Source organism: Pseudoalteromonas sp. S2755 (assembly GCF_005886535.1).
Taxonomy (GTDB): Bacteria; Pseudomonadota; Gammaproteobacteria; order Enterobacterales; family Alteromonadaceae; genus Pseudoalteromonas.
Genome location: NZ_PNDS01000260.1, coordinates 1 through 1476, shown reverse-complemented (window position 1 = coordinate 1476; position 1476 = coordinate 1). Strand labels below are relative to the sequence as shown.

Annotated in this window: 1 protein-coding gene and 1 pseudogene; both read left to right on the top strand. The window is 43.5% G+C overall.

What is annotated here, in order from left to right; all coding sequences use genetic code 11:
- Window positions 1–545 (top strand): annotated as a pseudogene (locus tag CWC03_RS23155) (glucose-6-phosphate dehydrogenase); the annotation flags it as partial.
- Window positions 545–1255, top strand: coding sequence for a 6-phosphogluconolactonase (gene pgl, locus CWC03_RS23150; protein WP_138580806.1), 711 nt, complete (start codon window positions 545–547; stop codon window positions 1253–1255). The pseudogene CWC03_RS23155 and the gene pgl, both read left to right, overlap by 1 nt.
- Window positions 1256–1476 lie beyond the last annotated feature (221 nt).

Genomic DNA, 1476 nt, shown 5'->3' with positions numbered 1-1476 from the left:
AAACAGAAACATTTGTTGCTATTCGTGCTCACATTGATAATTGGCGTTGGTCTGGCGTGCCTTTCTATTTAAGAACAGGTAAGCGTATGAAAAAGCGTTGTGCTGAAATTGTGGTTGAGTACAAGCCTGTTTCTCACAATGTTTATGGTGATGCGGCGGGTCCAATTCAGCCAAACCGTTTGGTAATAAGGTTACAGCCTGAAGAAAGTATTCAATTAACGCTAATGTCTAAGCGTCTAGATAACCTTGAAATGCAACTAGAGCCAGTGACGCTAAATATCTCATTGAGTGAAAAGTATAACAATGGCTATCATTCAGACGCATATAAGCGCTTAATGCTAGACGCCGCTGCAAATAACCCTGCTTTATTTATTCACCGTGACGAAGTGCGCCAAGCGTGGCAGTGGGTTGATCCAATCATTGAGCGTTGGCAGAGTAAAGGGGCTCCGTCACTTTATCGTGCTGGCTCTTGGGGTCCTGAAGACGCCGATGAACTGCTAGAAGAAAACAAACATGTTTGGTTCAACGCGGGAGAGCAAGCGTAATGGCACAGTTAACAGAAAGAAATTTCAGCTCCAAAGACGAGATGACAGCAGCGCTTGCAGAGCTACTCCAATCAGGGCTTAGCCAAGGGATTGCACAAGATGGTGAAGCTGTGCTGTTAGTATCTGGTGGTTCATCACCGGCTCCAGCGTATCGTTACCTTTCTGGTGTTGAACTAGGCTGGGACAAAATTACGGTTGCGATGGTTGATGAACGTTGGGTCGAACCGGAACACGAAAAGTCTAACGAAGCATTTATCAAGTCGACATTACTGCAAGACAAAGCGGCAAATGCTCGATTCGTGACAATGAAGAATGCGGCAGTGTCAGCAGAGGAGGGCGCTGATCTATGTGAGTCTGCTTATGCAGCGTTGAAAAAGCCGTTCGATGTTACTATTTTGGGAATGGGACCGGATGGTCATACCGCCAGTTTATTCCCAAATGCAAAGGGCTTAGAGCACGCGTTGGCAACCACAAACACTGTATGCGCAATTAACGCACATCAAAGCGAAGTGACAGGTGAGATCACTGAGCGTATGAGTTTGTCTTTGGCGGGAATAGCTAACTCTAAGGCGGCTGTTTTATTGATCTCTGGTGATGAGAAAAAGGCGGTGTATGAAGCGGCAAAACAACCCGGCTCAGAGTATGAAGTACCACTGCGTGCTGTATTAAATCATCCTGATATTAATTTGACCGTATTCTGGTGCCCATAACCCGAGTGCATCTACTAAAAATAGTAAAATGCAAGGCTGGCGTGATAGCTGGCCTTGTCTTGATTATTTGGTCAACTGATTGAATATCTCTGGACATTCAGCTCGAAGCGACAACACTTCTTACTTCTTACTTCTTACTTCTTACTTCTTACTTCTTACTTCTTACTTCTTACTTATTAAATAAAAAAAAATAAAAAAAAAATAATAAAAAAAAAATATAA

Bases quoted from the DNA above. Each gene is read 5' to 3' on its own strand.
- pgl (WP_138580806.1), top strand. From the start codon at position 545: ATGGCACAGTTAACAGAAAGAAATTTCAGCTCCAAAGACGAGATGACA.